We start from the raw sequence: 23,571 nt of genomic DNA, 5'->3' as shown, positions 1-23,571 counted from the left end.
GATTGTTGGTCATCAAAACAGCTCGTTTAAACCGACATAGGTTGATATGCTAACAAGAAATACCAACGTCATTTGCGATCCAAAGCCCATGCAAAATGAAGACATAAATAAGGCGCAAACAGCCCTCGATGCTGTCTGGAAAAACATTCAAGCTAAAGCCATAGAAACCGCGCAAATACAATCCCAAAATCTGTGTAAAGAACACCCTGAGTTTGCACCTGGCTGGCATGCGCTTTGTGACATTAATCTGCGTTTGGGAAAAATACCTGACGCCTTTAACGCCATTAGAAAAGCGCTAGCGTTACAACCCGATATACCCGAATGGGAATTAATAGAGACCAAAATATTATACCTACTTGGAGATCGTTCAAAAGCGCGTGAACGAGCTTTGTCGTTGATCAACCAAGCGAACAAGTCGGTGTTGTTTTGGGCAGAACTGGCATTGCTGCTCAACAAGCTAAATCTTTACCAACAATCACTGGCCGGTTATCAACAAGCCCTAAATTTACAACCCAACAACCCACAAGTATTGTTTAACCTAGCTTCTTTGTTACGTTTTTTAGGAAATTTTGAAGAAGCAAAACATGCTCTAGATAAACTTATTGCATTAAATCCAAACGATACAGAAGCTTGGTTGTTGCGCTCTAATTTAAACAAACAAACAGAACAAAATAATCATATTAAAGAGCTGCATTCGGCGTTAGACCGCCCGGCTCCTCCGTTAGCCAAATCGCAACTTTATTATGCGCTTGGCAAAGAACTTGAAGATTTAAATTTATACACAGACGCCTTTGATGCTTTCCAGCAAGGTGCATCTGTACGCCGCCAACATATGCAATACTCGCTTGAAAACGATCTGCAAACGTTGCAGCATTTAGCACAGGTATTCGATAACGACACCGTTAATCAAACCAACACAGGATATGATTCCACTCAGCCGATTTTTATAGTCGGTTTACCGCGCACGGGCAGTACTTTGGTTGAGCGCATTATAAGTAGTCATTCGGATGTTTTTAGCGCTGGCGAGCTGAATAATTTTGCTATCCAAATGATGCAACAAATTCAGCAAAGCGGTGTGGCAAAGCCTGCAAATAAGCTGGAATTGATTGGTTTATCTAAAAGTCTAGACTTTCAACAACTAGGGCAACGTTACATTCAAAGCACCCGGCCCGACACCAAAGACTATGCTAGATTCATCGACAAGCTACCACTAAATTCACTTTATGTAGGATTGATTCGTTTAGCATTACCTAAAGCAAAAATCATTCATGTTGAGCGAAATCCGTTAGATACCTGCTTTGCCATTTTTAAACACATCTTTACGCAAGGTTATCCTTTTTCATATGACTTGGATGAATTGTGCCAATATCAAATTGCCCACCATCATTTGATGGCTCACTGGAAAAAGGTGTTACCTAATCATATTCATACTATTTCATACGAACATCTTACTTCTGATTTTACTGCCCAAACAAATGCGCTATTGGATTATTGTGACCTGAGCAGGCAAAAAGCATGTTTCGATTTCCAGCACAATGCCGCGCCATCCACTACAGCCAGTGCCGCACAAGTAAGGCAACCTGTGTATTCCAGTTCGGTCAATAAATGGAAACAAGTGAGCAAACAACTTGAATCGGTTCGTTTGAAGTTTGAGCAAGCAGGTTTAATATGCGAATAATATTTGCGGTTCTTTTGCTGTTACTTTGCAACACGGCAAATGGCTCCTTAGACAGAGTATTCAATCAAGCAGATTACCTACCTCAACAACCGCTTTCAATGAGTGAACTTTATCCCTTTAATAGTGAACAACGAACGCCTAGAAGCGTTAAGAGCGGCAAATTAGTTCTGAAAATAAATGAGCACTCGTCACGCCTTCAGGTGGTCAAATCTGACGTTGCCAAAAAGCAAAGTGCTAAAATACTGCCCGAAATAAGTTTTAGCTGGGTGAGTAATGAAAAAGGCGAAGTGATACCAAAAACACGTCATTTAATCCTCACAGACAACCCAAATTGGGATTATTTTGTGGGCGTAGGTGCATACTGGCCAATCACCAAAAATCAGCTATCAACCAGAATTAGCCTGCCTTTTACCTTAGTAGAAAAAAATGAAAACTGTGTACATAACGGTATTTTGGTTATTGAAACTGAGTCCAGTAAGCATGCCAACCGGTTTTACTATCAAATCAGCAGTGAAACTTGTGCATATTTTAAAGCGGATTTTTGGGGTTCAGGTCGAGCCGAGCATAGTGAAACCACTGACTTTTCAACTAATGACATTATCACCGAGTATGCAAATGAAAAGAGCCACAGACTGCCTACTTTGTCATTGCAGGAACTAAGCAAACTCAACACTAATATCGATGTGAGAAATTTCGGGTTGCCTAATGTTGTGTCGCCCACAGATATGAGCGCTTTTGGTGTTCTCTACAAAGGTACACACTATGCTTCAAACTGTTCTACCCGCAGTGGAGATTACCCATTTTGTGATCAATTAGTATTGCCTTCTTATTCCACTGCGAAATCGCTGTTCGCAGGTTTAACTATGATGATGTTAGAAAAACGCTTCGGAGACGTATTTAATCAACCAGTGAGTCGCTGGGTAAAAGAATGCAATGGAAAAAACTGGCAAGGTGTGACCTTCGCTCACCTACTCGATATGTCTACCGGAAACTTTGATTCAACAAACTATGCCGTAGATGAGGCTGCGCCCGAGAAACTAGCATTTTTTATGGCATCGAAGCATGTTGAGCGAGTAAAGTTTGCCTGTGAACACTACACCCGACAAACTCCCCCAGGGACGAAGTTTGTTTATCACTCCTCAGACACTTACTTATTGGGATTGGGATTAAATAATTTTATCAAAGCTAAGATAGGCGAAAATACTGATATTTTTAGCGACATTTTAGCTAAAGACGTATTTCAACCTTTAGAGCTAAGCCCAATAACTGCACGCACCAGACGTACGCAAGATGATATCGCACAACCATATGCGGGCTATGGTTTGTTCTTCAATCGAGATGACTTTGTCAGGCTAGCCGCTTTTATTCAACATCAAGCGTCACTGCCCAATACTAAAAGTACCCTGTCCACCGCATATTTACACCAAGCACTACAGATGACACCTGAGAACCGTGGAATGACAACTGATTATCCGTTTATTCGTTATCAGCATAGTTTTTGGGCCAGAAAAGTAGAGTCAACCTTTAGCTGTAAGACAGACAAATGGATCCCTTTTATGTCTGGATACGGTGGCATTACCTTAGCACTGCTAGAAAACAACACTGTGTATTATTATGTGAGTGATAGTTATCAATTTAATTGGACAGCAGCCCTAACAGAATTAAACAAGATAGATGCAGTTTGTGCTGATTAATCAGCATGGGTTTTAGTATTATCAGCAGTAACGGAGAGTAAGATGGCTAACCAAATAACAGTCGATGATACGCAAGTAGCAAGCTGGAAAGTAGATTCGAATGGGGTGTTAGCGCGCATATTCTTAGCATTTTTAACCACTGCTGGGATCTTCTACATTAATATTATGCCTGCATTAGTGAGTGGTTTAATTCAAGGTTTAAACTTTACCAATCAGCAAGCCGGATTTGTCAGTTCATCCAATCTATATGGAGCAGCGGCTGGAGCACTTTTAGCGGTTTTCATGGTGAAGCACATAAATTGGAAAAAGTGGGCTTATGGGCTACTCCTTGTCATTTTTTTGGTTGATTTTGCGTCTATTTTTATCACCTCCCCTTATGTGATGATTGTTGTCCGTGGTGTCCATGGTTTAGTGGGAGGACTGATGGTAGGCATCGGTTTTGCGGTCATTTCGCGCACCCAAGATGCTGATAAAACGTTTGGCTATTTATTGCTGATTCAATGGGGACTAGGTGGACTAGGCATCATGTATTTACCTGCGATGGTCCCCCAATACGGAACCACCGCTCTATTTGTTGCCTTGATGAGCTTCACGTTTATTACCCTACTTATGCTGCCATTTCTACGTAATTACCCCGTAGCCAAAATAGATCCCTTGGCTGAAATCCCGGCAGCAGTAAGGCGTAAACCTCTATTACTTACTTTATTGGCCATTTTCCTATTTCAAGCCGCAAATATGGGGTTATTCGCTTATGTAATCGGTCTTGGTGAAGCAGAAGGGTTAACCATGGACTTTATGAGTCCAGCCTTAGCAAGTGCAAGCTGGGTGGCATTATTCGGCTCCTTGCTGGTAATCCTGATCGGGACCAAATTTGGTCGCACTGTCCCATTAGTTGCAGCAATTATTGTGACCGCATTGTGTAGTTGGGTCCTTATATTTAGCGAAATCTCAATGGTGTATTTAATCGCCAATATACTCATCGGTATCACCTGGGCATTCGCCCTACCCTACATGTTCGGAATTTGCTCAGAGTTAGATAAAGCAGGACAGTTAGCGGCTTTGGGTGGTTTCGCATCAAAAATGGGCTTAGCATCTGGTCCAATGGCCGCTGCACTGCTGTTAGGAGAAGACAATTATCAAGTTGTTATTTATTTTGCGACAGCCCTGTTAATCGTGTGTACTGCTGTTGTATTTTGGCCTGCGAGATTACTAGATTCAGAAAAACCTAAAATAACGCCTTAGCAATCCAAAGCGCCGGCAAATTTGCACTACCGTATCATTTAAGAATAAGTAAACAGTCGTAGGTTAATCAATTTTTGATCAGCTGAATTGAAGTAGTTACTCGCTGTTTACTTATATTTAACCCTGACTTTTTTGTCGCCTCAACAAGTCAATTCACTGCCTGACAATCACACAACCACTTGATTTATATAAATAACTGTATTTTTCTGTTTTTTACGATAAAGTATGATTCGTAATAATAATGCCATTCGGATAATATTCGGGTAGTCAAAGCAGGGTTCAACGAAGTCTTTTTTGTGTCAATAATTTCCAGTAAATCATTGGCATCTGTGATGCTGCTAAAAATAGCTCATTCGTTCCTAAACAACGTTTGACACGAGACTAATTAAGTAACCACTTTCCCAGTTAAATTCGATAGCCAGAAGTCATTACCACGATTCAAAACAAACCTTTATTTAAGGATTAATAAAAGGAACCTATATGAATAAAAATCTTTATGTCACTAACGTCCGAGCATTTAAAAAATTAGCTCTGACCACGTGTATTGCCACTATGCTTTCTGCATGTGGTAATAGTAATTCCGATGAAACATCGCCTCCACCAACACCTACTAATCAACCGCCTACAGCTGATGCAGGTGCTGACTTTGAAATAAACGAAGGATTAAACGCCTCTCTTTCGGGTTCAGGAAGTGACTCAGATGGTACAATTAGCACCTATCTTTGGACGCAAACTTCGGGACCAACACTAACACTTTCTTCAACAACTGACGCAGCGCCAAGTTTCAATGCTCCTACAGTAGATGCTGACACACTTGTTGAGTTTGATTTGACCGTCACTGATGATGATGGAGCGACTGCCACAGATAGTGTTGTAATTACTATTAAAGATGTTGCCAGTGTTAATACTCCACCTGTTGCCAAGGCTGGCGAAGACGCACAAGCAGAAGTCGGTGAAACGGTTGCGCTGGATGGCAGTGCGAGTTCAGACCTGAATGGCACTATTAGCAGTTATCAATGGACCCAAGTGAATAACGGCTCAGTGATGTTGCCGATATCTGATAGCGATACAGCCACCGCCACGATAAAGATTCCTGAATTATCTGAAAATACAGAATTTGAATTTAGCTTAACGGTTACCGACAATGACGGCGCTAGTGCATCGGACAGCATTATCATTCTAGGACGTCCTGCACCTTTTATTGAGGTGGGTAAAGTAATCGGAAATACGGCGAACGTAAATTCGTTGGCTCAATTTTCAGTTACTGTAGGCAGTCAACCTATATCCAATTTAACCATTAATGTTACATCATCTGACCCAAGTGAAGGAATGCCCGAAGAGAGTAGTCTCACTTTCACGCCTGACAATTGGGAAGTGCCACAAACTGTAAATGTCTATGGTCAAAATCCAAATGTCGTTGATGGTGAACAAAATTATCAAATAATCTTATCCGAGGTCACATCTTCTGATCCATTTTACAATGGGTTAAATCCTAATGATGTGACACTAAAAGGTATAGAACTCGAGGTCGTCGTCCCAGAGCAAGGATTTTCAGCTTTGCCCAATGTACCTTTTAGTTACTTAGTTGAACCAACGTATACAGGTAATAATCCGCTGACTTATGCAATCAATAACGCACCAGAAGGTATGTCAATTGACTTCAATAACGGCCTACTGAGTTGGGTTCCAGCTAGTAATATAGCGAGCGGAGATTCTACTTTCGATGTTACGGTTAATGATGGAAGCAGATTTTCTACTGCAACTGTAGCGATTTCAGTGGCTGAAACGGCTTCACTCGCCACAAGTTATGAACAAAGCACATCGCAGCTCACAATTACTGAAGACAATTCAAATTTGAACGGTGTGCAATTAAGCCAAGTAGAATTGTTGGATGCACTGGCAACGTTAACGCTTAGTAGCGTAGACAGGGCGGACATTCCGAATCAACCATCTGGAGTAATAGCGTTAACTGACGGCCTAATAGTAAATGAAGCTGTGGATGCAGAAATCGATATTCGCTTTTCATTAAGTGATTTACCCAGCGGCGTTGAGATTGATGATGTTCGCTATTATACCTACAGTGAAATATCTGATTCAGTTGAACATGTTTGGTCAGTGGGTGGGTATAACCGTCAATTTAGCGGAACAGAAGAGGCACCTTTTGTAGCGTTCAGGTTCGCACAATTACCCGCTTTAGGCTTTTTTGGCTATGTTGCACCCTCGAGCGGTAAAACCAGTGCTAATGCCCAACAAGCAACAAGTGCGAGTTATCTAGTTGACGCTGCAACAGCTGCAGAAGTTACCTGTACTCAACAAACCTTTTTTGGCTTTTCAATTGATGAATTTGAATGTACTAGCGTTGCGGACCCTGCGGTAACGATTACGGTAGACGACTGGGGTGACGACTTACTTCGCTGGAACAGTGTTTCTAAAGAACAAGTTGTGTCTTGGATTGTTGATGCCAGAGCAGAATTTACGTTACAGAATTTAGGATTCGATGACGAATTCACCGTGCGCATAGAAACCATGGATGACGCCAGAACACTTGGATTTGTCAATTCAAGAGAAGATTACAAAGTATTGCATATAACTGATCTCAACAGTAAAGCTGCAACAACAATACAGGGTACATCCGTTCATGAGTATTACCATCACGCACAAGGACACCCAGATACGAAACTTGAGAATCAATCCTTAGTTATTCAAGGTGGAGTAGGAATCGCTTGGCTATACGAAGGTACAGCGAGGTGGGTCGAAGACGTTATTTTTGACAATATCAATACCTATAAAGCGAAGGAACGACTTGGTAAACGCATTCTTGAAGTAGGATTAAAAACAGGAATTGGTGAAAACCGTAATCGTCCTTATCAACGCTTTTCATTCTTCAAGTTGTTAGATCAAAAGTGTCCAGCCTTTAATACGACTATGCAGGAAGTCTTCAATTTCACACCAGCTTCAGACCCTTTAGCACTGAAGAATCTGAATGGACTTTTAAATGGCATGGGGTGTGATTTTGGCGATCACTTTGGCGCAAATAATAGTGCCTCTCTTGCCTCCGCATTAAGTTTCTACAATGTAGCTACGCAGCTAAATAACAGTATTAGTTCGTTAGATAGCAATGAAACTAATATCGTTTTTCCATTTGAAAAACCCAACTATCGTTTCTCTCCAAACCTAAGTTCAACTGTTGCTGATTTACTAGCGCAGCCAGATAACACAATTTATACGTTGCAGAATGTAGCGCAAATAAAGAGTGCTGGTGCAGTATCATTTGAAGTACCCGCTTTTACTGGCACTATGCCAGAAGGAAAAGTGGCAGAACTGTTAATTGAGTCTACTTCACAGGTTTATGTATCGATTGCGAGTAACGATGCTGGTTTTCAGAGCACTAATACGATAGATGGTGTACCGCACACTTGGTTTAGCAGCTCATTGCAATCAAGTTATGTATACGGTGAAGGCCTTACTAATTTACCTAAGTTATTTGTAACTTTAGTGAACTCAGATGAAGATGCAGACGCCACCGTAAAGGTCTCTTTCAAGGTTCGCGATGAATTGAATGTCGATACCATAATAACCAGTCATCAATCTGGTGAAGATGTATCTGATCGAGTTATCAGTATCTCAGGCAACATTCCTGACGAAGGTCAAGATGCAACTACCGATGTTCACATTACTGCTAATGGCATAACCACCATTGTTCCAATGTCTTCATCTGGAAGTTTTGAAGGCTCTGTGGTTATGTCTTTGGGAGCGAACAATGTAAAAGCCCAGGGCTTCAACGGCAGTTCACCCACTACACGAGAAGAAATTATCACCCTCAATGGTGTTGCCGCAGGTTCAACTGGCGTTAATGCACTTATCGCTTCAAGAGTAGTATTTGTTTTACGCTGGGACACAGCCACTGATATCGATATTTACTCAAAAGATCCATTAGCGGAAACGATATGGTATAGCGACCGCACAGCTACTTTAGGAAACCTCGATCGTGATGACACCTCAGGTTACGGTCCAGAAGTGGTTTCATACCGTGCAGATGGTAACACCGCATACAGCAATGGTCAGTTCGATGTTGATGTGCATTATTACAGTGGTAGTCCTTCTACAAATTACACTATTGATGTGATTCTTAATGAGACGGAAGGTGCTAATCGCCGGAACTATCAGTTTAATTCCACAACGCCGTTAACTGTATCCAGCAGTTCTGAAGCAGGAGTGGATGATACAGGTACTTCACGGTTTAATGATATTTTGTTCATTAGCTGTAATGCAGCACGAGTTTGTGGCTTAAATGGCTATGACAGCTCTAAATTGTCACTCAGCTCGGGATTAGGAAACGGTGCGAAGCCGGAATCCACATCCCGTAAAGTGACGAAATCTGCTTTTTCAACTGAAAATTGTGAAACTGCGAAAGCTAGAGTATCCGCGAAGTACGGCATAACACCACAAAGTTGTAATGATGAAAAACTAAAATAAGTTCAGCTAATCTGAACAAATTAAATCCCCGGTAATACGGGGATTTTTTTTAAGCGCAAAATGTAAAAACCTCTACTGCTTGTATAAATAACGTACAGATACTAATCTAGTTTAAGGTCAATTAGTTAGACAAGGAAACATGCATGAGTTGGTTGGATTCACTGTTAGCCTTTTCCGTAGTGATGATGATACTTTCAACTATTGTGTCGGCGATCGTTGAGTCATTTCATAACTTTTTAAATCAACGTGCTAAAGGTTTAGAACGATTGATGGAACAGATGTTTGATAAGGTTATTGCACCTAGACTACTAACCCACCATCCACAAGGTATGGATAGCGCTAGGTTTGTTAAACAAATGACGGATATGCGTTGGCTTCCAATTAAGGAAAAAGACGGCAAATTTCAACTTTTCATGTACAAAGCTTTGAAAGTATTCCGCAAAGTAGACAAAGTTGAGAAACTTTCAACACTAGAGTTTTTAGAACGATTAGCCGAAACTCCAGTTGGTAAAGAAATCTTAAATCGTTCCAAAAAGCTCGGTTCGGACAACAGTAAACTAGGTGTCTTTTTAGAAGATTTAGCCAGTAAATATGAAGACTATGGTGATAGTGCTTCAAGGTATTTCGCAAAACGTTCACGATTTATATCAATTTTGGTGGGATTTTTTTTAGTATTTGCCATCAACTTCAATGTGGTTGAAGTCATGAAGACCTTATCCCAAAGTGAAGCATCTCGACAGGCATTGATCCAAGAAGGTGACCGCATTGCAAATCGTTTGCAAGCACAACTTATTGCCGAAGAAGCGGCGAGAACGGAGCAAGAAACAAGTGAAGAGTTTGATCTCAAAGCAGACAAAATTAAGCAGGTGTTTAATAATGGAATGCAAGACTTAGAACATGCACAGTTGCCTATTGGATGGGACTTTGCTCCTTGGAATAGAGCCCGTTTATACGAATCGCAAGAGGATGCAAATAATAGTGTATGGAGTTGGATATTTAACCATAAAGTAGCCTTTTTAGGCTGGTTGCTTTCCGTGTTTGCATCTGGCTTGTTGGTCGGCTTAGGTGGGCCGTTTTGGTTTGACACATACAAACGTTTAAGCTCAGTCAGTAAAGTCTCTAAGACATTTCAAAGTCAGGTTAAACAAGAGGAAAACTTAAACGCTGAAGCAGTAGAACAATCTTCGCAGAGTCGCGCAGAGCGTTTCGTCAATATATTCAATACCTCACGCGAAGCAAACGAGTTTGCTAAAGCAACCGGTAGAAGATTATTGAATGTAAATGGAAAACCCATGCAACAAGGAGGTTTAAGATGAATATTATGTTAGTTCAATTTGCGGTGCAGTCCATCGTTCGACTGGGAACGGTAACCAAAGACATTGCTGAGCAAAGAGCACGTAATACCTCAGCTCTTCTGCCGGGTCTTGATCCTCAAGATCTTAGCCGAGAAACCATCGTAAACGGCATTTTCACTAGCAACAGCGCATACAAAAAACGCGTACAAGCCGAGGGAGACCTAGTTCAATATTGGGACTCAAATTGCGCTAAATCAGACAAAGACTCAATAGATTGTTTGTACGTCGCAATACTCAAGCAAAGTGCGGAAGAAGGGGTAGATTTTGAAGCTGCATTGGTCCCTTGTGGAACTACATTAATCAATCAGTTTGACCCGGGCCGAGATCCTAATTTAAGTCCCTTTGCTCGGATAGCATTAACGGCTGCTGATATTCTGCTTGAATACATAGCCATTAATCCAAGTCTTGCTTCTGATAATCCCAACAGTCAAAAGCTTATATCCGCTTTTTCAGCCAATATGGCAGCATTTCTGCCGAACTCAGGCGATTTTGGAGAAAAAGAAAAGTTTGCCCAGCGAATAGCTAGTGGATTTCTAAGAGCCGGACTAAAAACACTCTGTGCACATCCAGACTGGGTAGTGCAAGAAGAGCACGTAAAAACCTTACTCTCAAATTCCCTAACCCCGGTAGTTAATAGTTTCCCAACCAGCATTGCCGAGCAAATAAAATGGCAACAAGTTACCGAATCAATAGTCGGTCCTGCAGCTAAAGCAGCATTAGAAACATTAGCAACAAATCAGCATGCATTTTTAGGTGACGCATTTTTACCTAATACGGCAATGGGCGCTGTCACCCAAGCTTTGTTACTAGAAGCGGCAAAAGACGGACTGAAAAAGCCATTTAGCGAACAGCGTTTCATCGGTTTATACCGCGCAATGTTAGGGGTCGCCAAATCCAACCCAAAACTATTTGTAAAAGGCGACCAACCACAACACGAAGTTGCACGTAACGCGCTAAAATCATTTTCGACTGTACTGGAAAACGCTGCCTTTCCTTTCAATCAAGAAACAGGCACAAAGCTATTTGCAGAAGCGATTAATGTTGTAGGTCAAAACGCTCATAGGTTCGCAGATGCTGACAATCAATGGCAAACGCTGGCCGTCGACATTTTTAAAAACCTCACCACTTCCATGGCCGACTCCATCAATAAAAACAAAGGCATAACAAACATTTTATCCGCTGAGAAGCTGACAGAAATAGGCCAAATAGTGTTAGTGCAGATATCTGCAAACCCCACGCTAATTGCTGGGCCCAATAAAGAGTGGCATGGCGTTATCGCCGCAATTACCTCTGCGATGGCCGCAGATAAACACTTACTTCTAACGGCGAATAATTGGAAAGTGATTGCCAGCGTTGCCGCTGCAGAAGCTGCGTCTAATCCAGCCCGTCTATTTAAACTCGGTAGCAGTTCTGCAGACATATTGGGCGCTAAGTTAATCACCGTAATTCTAAAATCAGCCAGTAAAGCAATGAATATGGCCAACGGCAAAGAATTGTCTGTGTTAGTTGGTGCTACCTTACAAGAAGCAATCACTATTTCACTTACCAATATGTCAGGCAATGCTAAGGCAATCCGCGACAACTTATCCCTCTTTGAAGAGCTATTGGATGAGTTAAACGAACTAGCTGTAAGTTTTCCTATGGAGATAGGCAGCAAAGAGTGGTTGCACTTGCTACGTGTTCTATTAGGGTCAGTGCTTGAGGGGATATCGATTGGCAATTTAAGCATCGAAACGGCTAACAAACTGTTAAAAGGAGAATAACGTGAAAAAAATAGTTATATCATTTTTGGTTATTACCCCATTATTTCTGGTGGGGTGTGCAACCACGTTTACCTTGATGGATGCCAATGAACAACTAAATAGCTACTACAGCTCATTAGAACAAGCTAAAACAACAAAAGACTACACTATGGAGGTAACTGCCCTATCTATGCTCGCAGACTTAGCAACCACCACAGCACAAGAAGCTGAAAAATCAAAAACTGCTCTTAATAAAATTAGTCTTTATCGAGTTGCAGCAACTGCTGCATGGAAAGCGGAAGAAACCAGTGTAGTCGCCTATTCGAATGCGGGGGTAAAGGTGTGTGAAAAAGAGTGGAATAATGCCCCACGCGATTGTGGTATGTTGACGTTTATTAAAGATCTAGCTTCGATAGATGAAACCACCAGATTGTTTAATATTGAGACGCTCAAAACAAATACACAAATCAACGATCAAGTAGCACTAGATATATTTAACCGTTACGAAGCCACAGCGACAGATATGATTAGAATGCATACACATTTGCTAGAAAGTGTACCTGAAAGTTTATTAACGGAGTTCGATAAAAGGTTGAGCACACTTATTTGCAAACATATTTCTCAAGGTGCAAGCGGGTTATTAGCAAGAGCTCAGGTTGAATTGAATACGGCCTGCCGCGTAGAAAACTTAAGAATTCAGGCTAACAATGCAAATATAAAACTTACCGGTTGTCTCGGACCGATACCTGAACAAATAAGCAATTGCTAATGAATACCTGACACTATTAAGATCAAAAAATTACGTTTAAATGCAAGCCGGCCCAAGCTTGATCACTTTGATTATCGTTTAAATCTTTGAGATAACTACCACCAATGTTGTATTCTGCCATTGAAATAACGCTAATGTTTTGAGTGAATTGGTAGCGTAAATTCGCGCCTAAAGCATAGTGATTATGCCCTTCAGAGCGTTCACTTGCATATCCAAAATCGAAGGCAATTTTTGCGTATGGGGAAAGCATCAAATCACGACTAAGTTTGTACCCATTTGTTACGCCCAGTTGCAAAAAAGAGCCATCAGCTTGACTGCTATACACTACCTCGAATGTTAGAATTACGTGTTCAAACCCTTCCCAACTGGCAAAAACCCCTAGTTCGTTATCACTTTGGTTGTCAGCATAAAATTCTAGTCGAGTATAATTTAAGCTATACCACAAGTCGCCCACTTGACGACTAAATGCAATACTTACATTTAGTTCGTCATAATCCACAGCATCATTACTAGCTTCACCATAAGCAGCGCCAATCAACCAACTGGTGTCTAGTTGGTGATTAACACTGACCCAAACAATGCCACCCTCGACTAAATTATTCCGCCCTTCAGTTACATATTTGCTGTCATAACCAATATCCATTTCAGTTTGTGCGTGACTATTAAAGCCAACAACAAGCAAAACCATTAGCATATTTACCTTTCTATGACGCAAATCACTCTCCCAATGAAACGGAATTAGCATCGTCTAGTTAACTTATAGACGTAAATAATTGAAATGACTTAATAAATGCAGATAAAATTTGTGTTTTAAGGTAAATAGCCGAGTTTTAGCATCAATCTTTTGGTAGCTGGAGTAAAAAATACCCAGTAAAATATAAAGTGATTATTGGGAGCTAATTTGGGTTTATGCGATTGTCAGAAGACATTTGTTTACCCTAGTTCGGGGAATCTTAACGATCTTTGCGTTGCATGACTAAATCATTAGCAAACACGAGACAACAAAAAAGCAGCTCTCAAGAGAGTTTAAACTTTTTTGCTGCCTAAAAGCACCAACAATTGCATCTTTGCTTTGACGCTCATTTTAAAGCGATATGTCAGATTTTTCTGCAGGATTCACGCTTCAATAACGAGCAAGGAATTAAGGATTTATGTGCCTTATTACTCTCTCCAGAAATATTATTTAGCAACAGTTTCGTGGACTCAATGCCAATTTGATAAGGATCTTGTTTCACAACAGAGATTGGCACTTTAAAAAACTCCGCCATTGGAATATCGTCAAAACCGAGCAAAGAGACATCTTTTGGAATATCAATATTCGCCTGATTTAAACGTCTTAACAGTTCGATCGTAATCGGCAAATGCTGTGTGAAAAACGCAGTGGGTCTGGCTGTTTTAAGAATGTTATCTAAAGATTGCTGCAAACCCGTTTCACGTTGCCAATATTGTACTAGGCCTTTATCTTCAGAGATTCCATGTTTGCTTAATGCAGATACGTACCCCTGATAACGCTCATGCCTTGATTTTACATTTTGAAAATCCTGCGTCACAAAACAAATTCTTTGATGGCCAAGTTTAATTAGGTACTCAGTCGCATCAAATGCTGCTTTTTTGTAATCAGAAAGAATAATATTTCTTTCACTGCCGTCGTGCTCAAGTTGAAAATGCACAATTTGCATACCGCGCTTAATATAATCATTGATCAGTTTAGTATTACTGCCTGATGAGGCGATAATAATGCCATCCACACGCAATTGATAAAGTGATTCCAACGATTTCGCTTCCACCTCAGGATCGAAATCTGTGTTATAGATAAGCGCGTTATATCCCTGCTGCTTACAAAAATCATCAACTCCACGGATCACTTTACTTGTATAAAAACCAGTGATGTCTCTGACAATCACACCGATGGTGTTGGTTTTTTCTGCTTTTAAATTTCTCGCGATAGGGTTGGGTACATAATCCAATGCGGCAATAGCTTGGCGGATACGCTCTTGAGTATCCTTCGACATATAGTCAAAACGGCCATTAAGATATTGAGATGCGGTACTTTTTGATACTCCAGCATAGTTGGCAACATCAATTAATTTCACTTTAGCCATTTTTTAAATTCGATTTTTTTTAGTTGAATGAACGAATTTGACATATTGCAATATTGTGTTAAATTATTCAACTAAACCGGTTTAGTAAATTATTGGCTAAGAGAGATATTCAGGTGAAGATTAAAGAAATTAACGTATATGTTTGCAGCCCAGGCAGAAACTTTGTCACTGTGAAAGTGATAACTGAAGAGGGGATCTATGGCTTAGGTGATGCCACACTTAATGGCCGAGAAATGGCTGTAGTTAGCTATTTACAAGAACATGTCGCACCTTGCCTGATTGGTCGAAACGCGCACGACATTGAAGATATCTGGCAGTACCTATACAAAGGTGTTTATTGGCGCAAAGGTCCAGTAAATATGGCAGCTATCGCAGCTATCGATATGGCGCTTTGGGATATTAAAGGCAAAGCCGCAGGTTTACCGGTTTACCAACTACTAGGCGGTAAAAGCAGACAAGCAGTCACTCTCTATGCTCATGCCAGTGGAGAAAATGTTGAAGATACTTTGGACAAAACCGAAGATCTTATAAAGCAAGGATTCAAAGCCATCAGACTGCAATCTGCAGTTCCCGGTTTAAACGTCACCTATGGTGTTTTAGGCGATAAAAAAGACTATTACGAATTGCAGGGTAACCGGCCTCTTCCCCCTGAGGAACCTTGGTCAACGCAAAAATATTTCAACATGATTGAAGAATTGTTTAGCAAAGCGAGAGCGCGCTTTGGCAATGATGTTCATTTACTGCATGACGTGCACAGTCGCCTCACTCCGATTGAATCAGCAAAGCTAGGTAAGTTATTAGAACCCTACAACCTTATGTTCTTAGAAGATGCATCTATTGCTGAAAATCAAGATAGTTACAAAATCATTCGCCATCACACCACTACGCCACTCGCAATCGGCGAAACCTACAACACTATTTGGGATTGCAAAGATCTGATTCAAAATCAGTTGATTGATTACCTAAGGGCGGCAGCAACTCACGCCGGTGGGATTACAGCCTTAAGACGAATGGCAGATTTTGCCAGCATCTATAATGTGAAGACAGCGCCTCATGGTGCTCCTGACCTTTCTCCTATTTGTTTCGCGGCACATATGCATTTAAATATTTGGGCCCCCAACTTCGGTATTCAAGAGTTTGTCGGTTTAGGTAACGAACAATCCAAATCAATATTCAAACAATCCATAGAGGTAAAACAAGGCATGGCGTATGTGAGTGACGCCCCTGGACTGGGAATTGAGTTTGATGAAGAAGCTGCCAAGGAGTTTCCCTATAAACGTTCTTATTTGCCGGTAAGCCGGTTAGAAGACGGCACGGTTTGGAATTGGTAAGACTTTTTTTCGTTATTAGAATTTAACGTTTGTTAAATGGAGACACAAAATGAGTAAAAAAATTCGCGTTCTAATTTTTGGCACTGGATTCGCAGGTCAAGGACACGCTGAGGCCTTTAGAGACATGGGGGCAGAAGTAGTCGGTATTGTTGGCAGAACAGCCAATGTGGTAGATCAAGTCGCTCAAGACATGAACATTCCCTATGCCGGAACAGATTGGCAGCAGGCGCTAACTGACTGTGATCCAGATGTTGTATCTATCGCCACGCCAGGTGGCGCTCACGTTGAAGCTATAACCCAAGCAATTGAGCATGGCTGTCACGTGTTCTGTGATAAGCCACTGACTGAAAGCGGTGAGTCCTCCAAACAGCTCTATGAGTTAGCAAAAGCAAAAAAAGTGAAAACTGCATTCGCAGCAAGCTTCAGATACATGCCGGATGTGATTCACGCTAAACGTTTAGTCGAAGCAGGGAAAATTGGTGAGCCGTTAGAAGTTGAATGTATCTCACATTTCAATTTAGAGCGTGATATCCCCTTTGGTTGGTCGCACCGTAAGGAACATGGCGGAGGGCGATTGAACAACAACTTTACTCACAAATTATCCATTGTGACTTCCATTGTAGGTGAAAAAATACTCTCCATTATGGGCGAAGTGCGTGATGACTTAGGTAAAGCGCCGATCGTGGAAGGCGTGCATAACTTTAAAAAGCGACGCGACTTTATTCCCAGTGATTTAAATGATCCATCACTTAAATGGGGTGAGTCAAATGTGGAATGGACTTATACGGTTTTAGCCCAATTAGAAAGTGATTTAGCAAGCAAACCCGTCTCAGTGTTATTCAAACATGGTGGGTTGCACCCGCGTTTTCACGAGGATCATATTGTGATCTATGGCAGCCAAGGGGCAATTTACATAAAGGGGCACTACGCTAGTGGACCACTTTATTTACACGATAAAACCAACGGTTGGCAGGAACTAGCGTTACCCGAAGATATCGCCGCTAACGTGCCAAATGCGGAAGGTGATACTGAAAAAAATTGGCGTTACCTTATCAGAGAATTGCTCAATGATATAAAAGGCGAAAAGGTCGGACACTATCAAACCTTCAAAGAAGGCAGCCAATATCAACAGCTTATTGACTTAATTCGTAAAAACGACAACTGGGTTGACGTTAGTCAACTGCAATAAAAGGCTTTCCTATGTTTTATGAATATATCGTAATTGCTGGATACTTTATGCTTGTCATTGGAATTGGATTTGCCTTTAAGAAAATGGCAGATAATTCAACCAGTGATTATTTTCGGGGTGGTGGCCGCATGCTCTGGTGGATGGTGGGCTCAACTGCGTTTATGGCTCAGTTTTCGGCTTGGACATTCACTGGAGGCGCAGGTAAAGCCTTTACCGACGGGTTTTCAATTAGTTTGGTCTTTTTTGCCAATACCTTTGCATACTTTTGTGGTTGGGCGTATTTTGCCGCACGCTTTCGTCAAATGCGAGTTGATACGCCAACTGAAGGAATAAAACGTCGATTTGGTGATCAAAACGAGCAATTTTTTTCGTGGGCGTTAATTGTTTTCAGTTTTATCAACGCTGGAGTATGGCTCAATGCACTGGGCGTATTTACCAGTGTCGTATTTGATGCTGATGTTAGCACCACCATTATTGCCACAGGTTTAACTGTATTATTCGTATCAGTATTGTCCGGAGCTTGGGGAGTAGTTGCTTCTGATTTCGTGCAAACGTTAGTGGTAGCCGTCATATCCATCGCGTGCGCCATCATTGCATTAATCAAAGTCGGCGGCCCAGTTGCTATGGTGAATAACTTCCCAGTAGATTTTGTTATGGGTCCGGATATGAATTATGGACTCATATTAGTTGCCACTTTCGTCTTTTTCTTAGCCAAGCAGATGATTACGATCATGAATATGCATGATTCATTTCGCTTTCTAAACGCCAAAGACTCGGTTAATGCACGCAAGGCTGCTTTGCTGGCAATGATACTTATGGGAGTGGGTAGTATTGTTTGGTTTATCCCACCTTGGGCATCAGCCACGTTATATCCGGATGCCGCCGCATCATACCCTGAGTTAGGCAATAAAGCGGCCGATGCCGTGTATTTAGTGTTCACACGCAATGCTATGCCAATTGGAACCGTAGGTCTTTTACTGGCGGGATTATTTGCTGCCACCATGTCGTCAATGGATTCCGCGTTGAATAAAAACTCGGGCATTTTCGTAAGAAGTATTTACCAACCAATGCTGCTTAAAAAGAACAAAGAAGTGAGTGATAAGCACCTGCTTCACATTAGTCGTATCGTTAGCTTTATTAGTGGCATCTTGGTTATTGTGGTAGCACTTTTCTTCAAATCGTTAAAAGAGTTAAGTTTGTTTGATTTGATGATGAATGTATCCACCATGATTCAGGTTCCTTTGCTAATCCCACTCATTTTCGGTCTGTTTATAAAGAAGACACCTCAGTGGGCTCCGTGGGTAACCGTTGCTTTAGGTCTTTTTGTATCTTGGTTTATGGCCAACATATTCACACCAGAGTTACTCGCAGACATTATCGGTATGGAGAACGAGTTTACTCGTCGTGAATCAATTGATATCAACCTGATGCTGACAATTGGCGGACATATATTCATCACGGCAGCATTTTTCTGTTTAACTACTTTGTTTTATTCAGAGGAAAAAGATCAATACAAACCACAAAGGGAAGCGTTCTTTGCAGATGTAGAGACTCCGTTTATTGCCGATTTTGCACAAGACGAATTTGACCGGCAACAACGTGACAAACTCGGTTCGATGGTTATGTATATGGGCTTAGGTGTTTTTGCAATGATGTTGATCCCCAATCCGTTATGGGGACGCGCAGTCTTCGGTTGCTGTGCACTGGCTATTTTGGGCACTGGATTTTTATTAAAACGAAGCGCCAATCCGAATAAAACACAGCCTGCTCTATAAGGAAACGCCCATGCTATCAATGAATTTTTATGTGAGTAAACGTTATGCTTTCAAGCAAATACAGACTTTTTAGATTGATTATTATTGCTGCTTTGATATCCGGTTGTGCGGCTGAGCCAGAGCACAATTCGGTGCAGCTAACCCATGGTGTTGATGATTCAGCAGGTGGTGTAAGCACCTATATAATTACAATTGCAAATGCCACCTTCTACTTAGAAAAGGAAGGTGGTGGCCTTTCCAGTATGCTAGATAATGATGGCATTGACTGGATTGGTTTTCACAATGAAAAGGGGTCTGGTTGGAAAGGCGAATATCGAGGTTTCCCAAATGCAATACATAAGCAAGATGGTAATTATTTTCATGCCCTAAATGCAGGAACTGATTTATCTTCCTCAACGGTAGATATTGAAACTAATAATCATGTACGGATAACCTTCACATCAGATAATGGAAACTGGCAAGGACAATGGGATTTTTTTCCGGATCGTTGTGATTTCACGATGAAACAAGTAAGCGAGGGTTACAAGTATTGGGTTCAATATGAAGGTGTACCAGGAGGAACAATGGATGATACAGATTTCTGGTATGCCTCCAAAGACAAAAAACAGCACTCAATTAACGAATCTTTTATCGGCGACCTGCCTTCACCTGAGTGGTTTGCGTTTGGTGATCAAGCGAGCACAAGAATGCTCTACGTTTTACATCATCAAGACGACAGTTACCCAGATGACTATGTAAGCCGGCCATATATGACCGTGCTTGGCTTTGGTCGCCATGAAAAAGATAAATATCTAACCACTCCGCAAACCTTTTCCATCGGCTTTATTGAATCAAAAATATATACTGATGTTGAGCAGCAAATGAGAAAACTAATTGATTAAAAGCAAATAGTAACTGATTAGCGCAATGTTAAGTTGCTAAACGCATCTGAACCCTCTAGCATGGTTAAAAATCGTGCAAAGAGGGAATTCTAGAATGCAAATTAAACGGTTAATAATAATCGCGATTACAGCAATAATATTGGGTGGCTGTGCTGGTCACCAGCAGGCTGAAAAACAAGCTGTAGTAACAACATCTTCTCAAGCCCAGCAGCAATTAAAGCAATTACTCGATGATGAATGGCAATACTTGATGGATACCTATCCTACCTATGCCAGTTATCTTGGCTTAGGGAATGACGAGCTAAATAGTCGTTGGCGAGATATGAGCCTCGAGGCTATTCACCAATCAGACAAGCATTACCGAGAGGTTTTAAAAAAGCTAAACGCAATTGATACCAGTGCTTTATCCGAAAGTGATAAGACGAATTATCAGCTGTTTAAATGGCAATTGGAAATGGCAATTGAAGAACACCAATTCAAACCGTATCTAATGCCGCTAGACCAGTCTCAAGGTGTGCAAACCTTAGACGACATGGCTAACTTTGTTTCATTGTCTTCGGTTAAAGACTATCAAAACTGGCTTTCAAGATTACAAAAACTCCCAGAACATATTCAACAAAATCAATTACTAATGGAAGCAGGTATAGCACAAGGAATTATGCCAGCAAAAGCGACCATGCAGCGCATTCCGGCTCAGATTCAAAAGCAGATTGTCGATAAACCCGAAGATAGTCTTTTTTATCAGCCTTTTATCAACATGAGTGACGATATTCCTGTGGCTGAACAGACGCGCTTACAACAAGAAGCGAAGACTGTTATAAAGCAGCAAGTTATACCAGCATATGAAGCGTTTAATCAGTTCTTCGTTAATCAATATTTACCCGCCGCGCGCACGAGTCATGGAATTTGGGACACGCCAAATGGTAAGGAAAAATATGAGTATTTAGTCCGCTATTTTACCACTACTGAACTTACACCGGACGAAATCCATCAGATTGGTTTAGATGAGGTAGCGCGCAATCGTGCTGAGATGGATAAAATAATTGAAGAAACTGGGTTTGAAGGCACATTTGAAGAGTTTGTGACCTTTTTACGCACCGACCCACAATTTTATTATGAAACGCCTGAGGAACTTTTTGATGCGTATTTAGCCGTTAGTAAACGCATTGATCCAGAATTGGTCAAACTATTTGGCAAACTTCCCCGCATGCCTTATGGATTAAAAGCCATTCCAGATGCCGTGGCCCCAGATTCAACTACAGCCTATTACAATATGCCAGCAGCAGACGGTTCGCGCGCGGGCTACTATTATGTGAATTTATATCAACCAGAAACGCGCCCCAAATATGAAATGGAAGTATTGAGCGTGCACGAAGCAATGCCCGGCCATCACCTGCAATTAGCATTGCAGATGGAATTGGACGAGATGCCTGCGTTCCGCCGTTTTATGAATTTTACTGTATTTGTAGAAGGATGGGGCTTGTACAGCGAACGTCTGGGCTATGATTTAGGGTTATATAAAGACCCCTACTCTCGTTTTGGCCAACTAACCTATGATATGTGGCGTTCTGTACGTTTAGTGGTCGATACCGGTATTCATTACAAAGGCTGGACTCGCCAGCAAGCAATTGACTACTTCAAAGCCAATGCGGCAAAAAGCGAAGCCGATATTATTAATGAAATTGACCGCTATATTTCGTGGCCCGGTCAAGCATTAGCTTACAAAATTGGACAGCTTAAAATGCTTGAATTGCGAGAAAAAGCGAAAAACGAATTAGGTGACAAATTCGATATCAAAGCTTTTCACGACACCATGTTAGGTAGTGGCTCGATTCCTTTATCGGTATTGGAAGAAAATATCGACAATTGGATACAATCTGTAAAATCTCAAAATTAAACAAAGACTAGGCTTGTTAGCTCTAATCCTTATAAAACAAACTCGTCCTAAATAAGATGTAACAGACTGAAGTAACGCTTGGGTGGCTTATGGAAATACCAACCAAGCGTATCAGCCATCACGTTTTTGTCAATAATTGCAATTTTTTAGAAAGTATTGTAATTGGTCGAGCGCTTCTCCTGAACCGAATATATTACCATCTAGCCGATATGCTGAGTCTGCCATATCATAGGAATCTTTACTTAATCGTCCAAACAATTTCACACCTTCAGCGTTCAAATAAGACTCTAATTCCGCTTTATTCAATCGACTTTGATATCCTTTTTCCGTCTTAAAGGTTTTTTTAAGGTAGCCTTTTTCAATATGTTTGTTGATAGCGTTCTCACTTGATGAGTCATTATTTGCTGCCAAAGCAAAAATGAGATATCCATCATCTCCCTGATGTCCTGCAATTCGCAATAATTTGAACGGTCCTCTCGGCTCTCCTTTGATCGCAAAATCATAAATACTCGCATAGCAACGATTATTCAATACAGAAAGCACTACATTGTAATGTAAAACATGATAAGAACGGCTATCATTGTCCCATTTCACTTGGGTTAAAACTGCATTTTTGGTAGGACCTTGTATCCATAACGTAGCGAGACCATTTACCGAGAACCCAGATAATTGAGCTTTACTTTTATCCTGTATTTTAATCTGCTCTCCGGGTACATGATCGACATAAAGTGTACTACACCCTGATAAACTCAATAGCAGAAAAAACGCCACAAAAAGTTTCATAACATAACCCTACATTTGTTGAAAAAGTTGATCAAAGGTACTATTCCCTTTGCGTATTTACCTTGGCTTTTGTGTTTGATTTGCATCTTTAAGTTTGTATTCGCAGTAAAGCTAATTGAATGTAAAGCATCATTAAGAAGAGCTTGAGAACTGATATGGCTAAAATCCACAATATCCTCAGAGGGCACTACTCCCTCGACAACAAAGTCATCAGAACCGTCATATTGAAAGCGGCTACTCACAATCCAACTGTTATTTTTAGGGTGGTGAATCGTCAAATAGCAATACCCTCCCATTGTTGACACCGCACCATCAAAGGTAGTCACTTTCAATCTTGAATCCCGTCCATAGGGGAACCCAATGCGCAGATAATTTTCGCCGTGGGCGACTAAAAAATACTGCGGCAATTCCGACTTACCATTTTGGTAACTAAAGATAAAAGGTTGTTTAGCAATTTCACCTCGCCTCATTATTTCCCCTACCGGTTGCTGGAGTTTAATCAGCATGCAACGGTCATCTGGGACAACACATGAATTTAATTTATTATCCGGCTTATCTGATGACGTTACCTCCTGTCCGTCTACGTGCTGCGTAGTTAATATTGCAAGAATGATAAATAGCTTAATTTTTCTAAACTGTATAAACATTGATAGTGCT

General features: G+C 41.1%; 16 protein-coding genes. 12 read left to right on the top strand and 4 right to left on the bottom strand.

Annotated features, from left to right (window positions below; genetic code table 11):
- The first annotated feature begins 46 nt into the window (after positions 1-46).
- The 7 genes from GLIP_RS05905 (at position 47) to GLIP_RS05870 (ending at position 12,956) form a co-directional block, all read left to right on the top strand.
- Positions 47-1,678: a sulfotransferase gene (locus tag GLIP_RS05905; RefSeq protein ID WP_008843681.1), complete on the top strand. Its 1,632-nt coding sequence runs from the start codon at positions 47-49 to the stop codon at positions 1,676-1,678.
- Positions 1,669-3,372, top strand: a complete 1,704-nt coding sequence (locus GLIP_RS05900) for a serine hydrolase (RefSeq protein WP_008843680.1) — start codon at positions 1,669-1,671, stop codon at positions 3,370-3,372. Before GLIP_RS05905 ends, GLIP_RS05900 begins: the two co-directional genes overlap by 10 nt.
- Before the next feature lie 42 nt (positions 3,373-3,414).
- Positions 3,415-4,614 (top strand): MFS transporter, encoded by a 1,200-nt coding sequence (locus GLIP_RS05895; RefSeq protein WP_008843679.1) that lies wholly within the window; start codon positions 3,415-3,417, stop codon positions 4,612-4,614.
- 480 nt (positions 4,615-5,094) lie between these two features.
- Positions 5,095-9,090 carry a PKD domain-containing protein gene (locus tag GLIP_RS05885; protein WP_008843678.1) on the top strand — a complete coding sequence of 1,332 codons (3,996 nt, stop codon included), beginning with the start codon at positions 5,095-5,097 and terminating at the stop codon, positions 9,088-9,090.
- A gap of 143 nt (positions 9,091-9,233) precedes the next feature.
- Positions 9,234-10,406: a hypothetical protein gene (locus tag GLIP_RS05880; RefSeq protein WP_008843677.1), complete on the top strand. Its 1,173-nt coding sequence runs from the start codon at positions 9,234-9,236 to the stop codon at positions 10,404-10,406.
- Entirely contained in the window at positions 10,403-12,208 is a 1,806-nt protein-coding gene (locus tag GLIP_RS05875; protein ID WP_008843676.1) for a hypothetical protein, read from the top strand. Before GLIP_RS05880 ends, GLIP_RS05875 begins: the two co-directional genes overlap by 4 nt.
- Before the next feature lies 1 nt (position 12,209).
- The gene (locus GLIP_RS05870) at positions 12,210-12,956 is read left to right on the top strand and encodes a hypothetical protein (RefSeq protein WP_008843675.1); all 747 of its coding nucleotides are present in this window, start codon (positions 12,210-12,212) and stop codon (positions 12,954-12,956) included.
- A 22-nt stretch (positions 12,957-12,978) separates the two neighbouring features.
- Here the strand turns inward: GLIP_RS05870 and GLIP_RS05865 are convergent, their stop codons facing one another.
- Both GLIP_RS05865 and GLIP_RS05860 read right to left on the bottom strand, forming a co-directional pair.
- Positions 12,979-13,671 (bottom strand): hypothetical protein, encoded by a 693-nt coding sequence (locus GLIP_RS05865; RefSeq protein WP_153886277.1) that lies wholly within the window; start codon positions 13,669-13,671, stop codon positions 12,979-12,981.
- A 382-nt stretch (positions 13,672-14,053) separates the two neighbouring features.
- The gene (locus tag GLIP_RS05860) at positions 14,054-15,058 is read right to left on the bottom strand and encodes a LacI family DNA-binding transcriptional regulator (RefSeq protein ID WP_008843673.1); all 1,005 of its coding nucleotides are present in this window, start codon (positions 15,056-15,058) and stop codon (positions 14,054-14,056) included.
- Between the two features lie 113 nt (positions 15,059-15,171).
- Between GLIP_RS05860 and manD the strand changes: the two genes are divergently transcribed.
- From manD to GLIP_RS05835, 5 genes are all read left to right on the top strand, one after another.
- Positions 15,172-16,389: a D-mannonate dehydratase ManD gene (manD, locus tag GLIP_RS05855; RefSeq protein WP_008843672.1), complete on the top strand. Its 1,218-nt coding sequence runs from the start codon at positions 15,172-15,174 to the stop codon at positions 16,387-16,389.
- Positions 16,390-16,438: 49 nt separating this feature from the next.
- Positions 16,439-17,578 carry a Gfo/Idh/MocA family protein gene (locus GLIP_RS05850; protein ID WP_008843671.1) on the top strand — a complete coding sequence of 380 codons (1,140 nt, stop codon included), beginning with the start codon at positions 16,439-16,441 and terminating at the stop codon, positions 17,576-17,578.
- Positions 17,579-17,589: 11 nt separating this feature from the next.
- Complete coding sequence (locus tag GLIP_RS05845) at positions 17,590-19,353, top strand: sodium:solute symporter family transporter (RefSeq protein WP_008843670.1); 1,764 nt, start codon at positions 17,590-17,592, stop codon at positions 19,351-19,353.
- 44 nt (positions 19,354-19,397) lie between these two features.
- Positions 19,398-20,234, top strand: coding sequence for a hypothetical protein (locus tag GLIP_RS05840; RefSeq protein WP_008843669.1), 837 nt, complete (start codon positions 19,398-19,400; stop codon positions 20,232-20,234).
- 94 nt (positions 20,235-20,328) lie between these two features.
- Positions 20,329-22,131 (top strand): DUF885 domain-containing protein, encoded by a 1,803-nt coding sequence (locus GLIP_RS05835; RefSeq protein ID WP_008843668.1) that lies wholly within the window; start codon positions 20,329-20,331, stop codon positions 22,129-22,131.
- 129 nt (positions 22,132-22,260) lie between these two features.
- On the opposite strand, the gene GLIP_RS05830 is transcribed toward GLIP_RS05835, so the two are convergent.
- Both GLIP_RS05830 and GLIP_RS05825 read right to left on the bottom strand, forming a co-directional pair.
- Complete coding sequence (locus GLIP_RS05830; RefSeq protein ID WP_008843667.1) at positions 22,261-22,914, bottom strand: hypothetical protein; 654 nt, start codon at positions 22,912-22,914, stop codon at positions 22,261-22,263.
- Positions 22,911-23,561, bottom strand: coding sequence for a hypothetical protein (locus GLIP_RS05825; RefSeq protein WP_008843666.1), 651 nt, complete (start codon positions 23,559-23,561; stop codon positions 22,911-22,913). The genes GLIP_RS05830 and GLIP_RS05825 overlap by 4 nt, the downstream gene beginning before the upstream one ends.
- Positions 23,562-23,571: the final 10 nt, after the last annotated feature.

The organism is Aliiglaciecola lipolytica E3, from assembly GCF_000314975.1.
Classification (GTDB): Bacteria; Pseudomonadota; Gammaproteobacteria; order Enterobacterales; family Alteromonadaceae; genus Aliiglaciecola; species Aliiglaciecola lipolytica.
Note: the sequence above shows the minus strand (reverse complement) of the source record. Positions and strands in the feature narration are given on the sequence as shown.